The following is a 5603-nucleotide window of genomic DNA, read 5'->3' on the forward strand; positions in this document are numbered from 1 at the left end:
GGCGGGCTGCGGGCCCCGCTCACCCCAATCCGCCCCCCCCCCCCCGGCCCCCCCGGGGGGGGGGGGGGGGGCGGGGGGGGGGGGGGGGGGGGGGGGGGGCGGGCCCCCCCCCCCCCCCCCCCCCCCACCCCCCCCCGCCACTGGGATCATCGTCTGCGGGTTAGAACCGCAGTGTGGCCCCCGTCGTGAGCCATTGATGCTGATCCCCGATCAAACTGCGTCCTACCACCAGGTCCACGTCCACATTCTTGCCGATATGCATCCTCGGCCCGGCTTGCCACGCCTGGTCGCCGCCTTGCTGGCCGTAGCGTTCGGCGATCAGTGTCAGTGAGTCCATCAGGCTGTATTCAAACCCGGTGCCCCAGGTCGGCCGATGGGTCTGGTCGCCGTCGTTATAAGCGTGGCTCCAGCCGGCGTTGAAGTTAAGCCGCAGGGCCTCCATGGGCTGCCAGGTAAACGGCACATTCAAGTCCGCGCCATCAAACGAGTGCTGGCGGTTCAGCGCGTAATGCACGCCGGCAGACGCGGCCAGTTCCAGGCCCAGGTCTTCCCGGGCCCACAACTGCGCCTTGAGCTGCGGATTCACTTGGGTTTCGCCGTCGCCATCATGGTTGGCCCGGGACACGGCGGCAGTCCACTGCAACCAAGGAATGGCAGCGGAGGTGCAGGCCGGCGCCAGGGTTTCACTGTGGGTTGAGCCCGCGTGCCGGTTGGCGGTGAACCAGGCGTCGACATTGCATTCGCCCGGGGCGTTGATTGCGCCGTCGTCGACCACGTAGGAGCCGCCGGCCGCATGGGCATTCGACATCAGGCTGAGCACCAGCATGATGCCCGCGGTCACGCCGACGAAAATCAGGTTGCGCCGCACTGCCCGAAGCTTGGAGGCGGGCAGGGGATGGAAGGTAACGTGGGTGGTGCGGTTGCGGTATTTGGCGAAACCGTCAGGGGTGTGTTTCTTGTACATGGTGAACCTCGATCAACAGCCGGTGGCGCGCCCCGACCGGACTTGGCAGGGACGCGCCGTGTTTCAAATAGAAAAAAGTGTGCAACGGGGTACCGCTACAACGGGGTTCTTCGTTCATGCCTGGATACTCCAATAAGGGTTGATTCAGCTGTCTACAGTCAGCACATGGATGCCACTGGCCCTGGCCTGGCTCACCAGTTCCGAGGTGTCGTCGCCACCGGGCAGCGCGATGATCACGTCGGGCCGGCTGTCGGTGAGCATGAACTGGTTGCGATGGCGTTCGGCCTGCTTGCCATGTCGTTGCCAGTTGGGTGGGTAACGCACCACATCCACTCCGGTTTCCCGGGCCCAGTCTTCCACGTCGCTGCCCAGGAACTGGCTGCCACCGTGGATCAACACCTGCACCGGGCGCAGGCGGTGGTAGGCGTCCAGCACCTGGCGGGACATTTTTGTATCGGCGTAATGACGACCTGCACAGATCAAGACGCGCATGGTGATCTTTCCTTGTAGTGCGTATTGCCATTTATCGACGCGGGCGCAGCAAGCGGATGCAGGTGCTGTTCAAGCTGCTGGAAAAACCCAGCATGAAGCGCATTTCCACGGCGCTGAGCACGTTGCGCACGTACAGCCGTACGCCCAGCACCATCACCGCCTTGGCCGCCTGGGCGAGGCCGTACACCAGCAGCGCGCGAGCAGCGTTGTCGAGGTAGCTCATAAGTGTGTTCATTGTCTGTCTCCGCGTGCACTGGCTATCTACCGATAGCCAGCGCTTTCAGGGGCGGTTGATCAGTACCACTGCTTGAAGCGGCGGATGTAGAGGGTTTTCATCAGTTGTGCCACGCAGCAGTAGGCGACCAGGGTGCCCACCAGCCATGGGAAGTACGCCAGTGGCAGCGGCTCCAGGCCAACCATCGCGCCCAGCGGCGAGAACGGTACGTAGATGCCCAGCCCGATCACGATGCAGGTCATCATCATCACCGGCCATGCGGCGTTGCTCTGGAAGAACGGGATCTTGCGGGTGCGCAGCATGTGCACCACCAGGGTTTGCGAGAGCAGCCCCTCGATGAACCAGCCGGACTGGAACAGGGTCTGCATTTCCACGCTGTTGGCCGAGAACACGTACCACATCAGGGCAAAGGTGGTCATGTCGAAGATCGACGAGGTCGGCCCGATCCAGATCATGAAGCGGCCAATGTTTTTCGCGTCCCACTTGCGTGGCTTGGCCAGGTATTCCTTGTCCATCTTGTCCCACGGCAAGGCCAGCTGGGAGATGTCGTACATCAGGTTTTGCAGCAGCAGGTGGATCGACAGCATTGGCAGGAACGGGATGAATGCACTGGCCACCAGCACCGAGAACACGTTGCCGAAGTTGGAACTGGCGGTCATGTTCAGGTACTTCATGATATTGCCGAAGGTCTCGCGGCCTTTCAGCACGCCTTCTTCCAGCACCATCAGGCTCTTTTCCAGCAGGATGATGTCGGCGGATTCCTTGGCAATGTCCGTCGCGCTGTCCACCGAGATGCCCACGTCGGCATCCCGCAAGGCCGGAGCGTCGTTGATGCCGTCGCCGAGGAAGCCCACGGTGTGGCCGTTGGACTGCAAGGTCTTGAGCACCCGCGACTTCTGCAGCGGCGTCAGCTTGGCGAACACCGTGCGCTCCTCGACCCGCAGCTTGAGGGTGGCGTCGTCCATCGCTTCGATTTCCGTCCCCAGCAACGGTACGCCTGGCTCCAGGCCGACCTGGCGGCAGATCTTGCTGGTGACGATGGCGTTGTCGCCGGTGAGCACTTTGACCGCCACGCCAATTTCGCGCAGGGCAGCGATCGCCGGGCCAGCGGTTTCCTTTGGTGGATCAAGGAAGGTCAGGAAACCACGGATCACCAGGTTGCGCTCATCGGCCGTGGTGTACTGCTTGCGGGCGAGTGCCTGGGGAATGTTGCGGGTGGCCAGCACCAGCACCCGGAAGCCGTCTTCGTTGTAGTCCTGGGCAATCGCCAGCAACTCGTTGCGACGCCGATCATCCAGCTCGACGGCCACGTCGCCTTCCATCACGTGGGTGGAAATGCTCAGCATCTCCTCGACCGCACCCTTGCACACCAGCAGGTGGTCGTTTTGCGCGTCCTTGACCACGATCGACAGGCGACGGCGAATAAAGTCGAACGGCAACTCATCCACCTTGCTGTAGGCAAACGGCACCTGGAACTTCGGATTCTGCTCGGAGAACTGTACGACCGCCTGGTCCATCAGGTTCTTCATGCCGCTCTGGTGATGGCTGTTGAGCCAGGCGAGGGTCAGCACTGAATCATCACGGTTGCCAAAGGCGTTGACGTGGTGCTCGAGGATGATCTTGTCCTGGGTCAGGGTGCCGGTCTTGTCGGTGCACAGCACGTCCATCGAACCGAAGTTCTGGATCGCGTTGAGGCGCTTGACCACCACCTTGCGCTTGGCCATGGCGGTTGCACCCTTGGCCAGGTTGGCGCTGACGATCATCGGCAGCATTTCCGGGGTGAGGCCTACCGCCACTGCCAGGGCGAACAGCAACGCGTCGCTCCAGTCACCCTTGGAGAAGCCGTTGAGGAAGAACACGATCGGCGTCATTACCAGCATGAAGCGGATCAACAGCCAGCTGACGCTGTTCACCCCGCGGTCAAATGCGGTTTGCACCCGGGAGCCGACAATCGCCTTGGCCAGCGAGCCAAAGTAGGTGCGCGGGCCGGTGGCAACCACCACGGCTTTCGCCCGGCCGCTGACCACGTTGGTGCCCATGAAACAGATGTTCGGCAGGTCCAGCAGGTTGCCCTGGTCGGCCGCCGTGGACGTGGCGGATTTTTGCGTCACATCCCCGAGGGTGTCGTACTTCTCTACCGGCAAGGCTTCGCCGGTCAGCACGGCCTGGCTGATGAACAGGTCACGGGACTCGATCAGGCGGATGTCGGCCGGGATCATGTCGCCGGCAGACAGTTGCACGATATCGCCGGCCACCAGGTCGCGCATCGGCACTTCCCGCAGGGTCGGCTTGGAGCCCACTTGCTCGCGGCGCAACACCGTGGCGGTGGTACGCACCATGGCCTTCAAGGCCTCGGCGGACTTGGCCGAACGATGCTCCTGCCAGAAGCGCAGCAGGCTGCTGAGCATGACCATGGTCATGATAATGATGACCTTGGTCAGGTCGGCTTCTTCACCGGCCTGCAGTGGCAGCCAGTAGTCAGTGAAGAAACTGATGGCGCCGAGGGTCAGCAGCACATAGATGAACGGGTTGTTCAGGGCCTGGAGGAATTGCACGATGGCGTGAGGCGGCTTGTCGTGGGCCACCTCGTTGTAGCCTTCACGTTGCAGGCGAGCAGAGGCATCCAGTTCGGTCAGGCCATCCTTGGTTGCCCGGACATTGGCGAGGGTTGCCGAGAGGCCGTTCTGGGCTTCGCGGGCAGCACGCATCGACAGCTTGGTGTCGGTATCCGTGCCGTTTTTCTTGTGCAGTTTCGGGTTTTTTACTGCGCTCATTGTGTGTACTCCTGTCGCCAATTTTTCGACAAAACATACCCGGTACTTACCTGATGACAGGCGAGCGAAAGCATGCCGAGTCGCTGACTTCGCGATCGGTTTAAATAAAGTGTTGGGTAACTTTCTACAGGCCCGCTAACAGCGCGTTAGTTAACTAGCGCGCAGCGGGCTACTACTGGCTTCGTCCATAGAGAACTCCAGCTAATCAAGTAACGGATAATCAGGAAGTTGCTGTTTCCAGCTGGCTTATGCCGCGCGAGCGTCCACGTAGAGGCTCAGCATCAGGCTCGCTTGCGCGACCAGGCTGGAAACGTCCCGTCTCTGTGGGTCTTGAGGGTCGGCGTGATCCCATTGCTGGACCAGGTGGCCGGTGGTGGGGCAGATACGCCAGTGTGCCCGGGGAGTCGGGCACACGCGGGGGGATGAGGTCACAAAGGTGCTGCGGGTAGGGGAAAAGCCTACGGGCTCGCGGCGCAATTTGGCACGCAGGGCGTTAGCCAGCGTACGCAGATCAGGTAAAACAATCAGTTGAAAGGTCATAACACACCTCGGGACCGGACTGGCATCCGGTGAGGCAGTTACGTTGGAGCGTCAGGCTCTAGCGCAGCTTACTCGGCCGGAAAGGCGAGTCCCGTCATTTTTTCTGGGTTTGGCGCCCGATTCGCCGCATTCACGGTGATCGGACAACGACTAGATACTGTGTCCATTGGCTTCTTTTGTGAGGTTGAAAAATGGCCCTGAGTTGCAGGCACGGGGAATTTACTCAGGCAGTTGCCGGATGTCAACGTTTAATGACTTAAATTGTTACTGGTTCAGAGTTTGTTCAGATAGAAGGTTGGGGAAGTTGCAACATCAAGTGTGCTTATTGATAAGTGGCCGGTGTGTGGCGGGCAGGTGAAGTAACAATAGCCGGATAACTTATGCGGGGTTCCGAAGCCTGCGTTCGGCCAGCGTGGTTTAACGGGGCGCCCAAGATCAACAGCAAGAGCACAGCGGCCTACCGGCCGGCTTGAGTGTTGAAGAGCAAAATCAAAAGCTAAAGCGGGCACGGTCCAAATGTGGGAGCGGGGGGGGGGGGGGGGGGGGGTGAGGGGGGGGGGGGGGGGGGGTTTTATAGTGGGGGTCTCTGGGTTTTGGG

Annotated in this window: 5 protein-coding genes; all 5 read right to left on the minus strand. The window is 61.3% G+C overall.

Annotation, left to right across the window (positions count from 1 at the left end; translation table 11 throughout):
* Positions 1-160 precede the first annotated feature (160 nt).
* The 5 genes from ACIOMR_RS01410 to ACIOMR_RS01430 all read right to left on the minus strand — a co-directional run bounded on the left by ACIOMR_RS01410 (position 161) and on the right by ACIOMR_RS01430 (position 5005).
* Entirely contained in the window at positions 161-964 is an 804-nt protein-coding gene (locus ACIOMR_RS01410) for a hypothetical protein (RefSeq protein ID WP_087693912.1), read from the minus strand.
* A 144-nt stretch (positions 965-1108) separates the two neighbouring features.
* Complete coding sequence (locus ACIOMR_RS01415) at positions 1109-1456, minus strand: DUF2493 domain-containing protein (RefSeq protein WP_003217865.1); 348 nt, start codon at positions 1454-1456, stop codon at positions 1109-1111.
* A 31-nt stretch (positions 1457-1487) separates the two neighbouring features.
* Positions 1488-1691 carry a hypothetical protein gene (locus tag ACIOMR_RS01420; protein WP_256351087.1) on the minus strand — a complete coding sequence of 68 codons (204 nt, stop codon included), beginning with the start codon at positions 1689-1691 and terminating at the stop codon, positions 1488-1490.
* 59 nt (positions 1692-1750) lie between these two features.
* Positions 1751-4465 carry a magnesium-translocating P-type ATPase gene (gene mgtA / locus ACIOMR_RS01425; RefSeq protein WP_023658814.1) on the minus strand — a complete coding sequence of 905 codons (2715 nt, stop codon included), beginning with the start codon at positions 4463-4465 and terminating at the stop codon, positions 1751-1753.
* Between the two features lie 246 nt (positions 4466-4711).
* On the minus strand, positions 4712-5005 hold the full coding sequence (locus tag ACIOMR_RS01430; protein ID WP_177039936.1) for a hypothetical protein: 294 nt from the start codon (positions 5003-5005) through the stop codon (positions 4712-4714).
* Between the last annotated feature and the right edge of the window lie 598 nt (positions 5006-5603).

Source organism: Pseudomonas sp. NPDC087814 (genome assembly GCF_044742865.1).
Classification (GTDB): Bacteria; Pseudomonadota; Gammaproteobacteria; order Pseudomonadales; family Pseudomonadaceae; genus Aquipseudomonas.

Coding starts and splice junctions, on each gene's coding strand:
- ACIOMR_RS01410 (WP_087693912.1), bottom strand. CDS start 964: ATGTACAAGAAACACACCCCTGACGGTTTCGCCAAATACCGCAACCGC.
- ACIOMR_RS01415 (WP_003217865.1), bottom strand. CDS start 1,456: ATGCGCGTCTTGATCTGTGCAGGTCGTCATTACGCCGATACAAAAATG.
- ACIOMR_RS01420 (WP_256351087.1), bottom strand. CDS start 1,691: ATGAACACACTTATGAGCTACCTCGACAACGCTGCTCGCGCGCTGCTG.
- mgtA (WP_023658814.1), bottom strand. CDS start 4,465: ATGAGCGCAGTAAAAAACCCGAAACTGCACAAGAAAAACGGCACGGAT.
- ACIOMR_RS01430 (WP_177039936.1), bottom strand. CDS start 5,005: ATGACCTTTCAACTGATTGTTTTACCTGATCTGCGTACGCTGGCTAAC.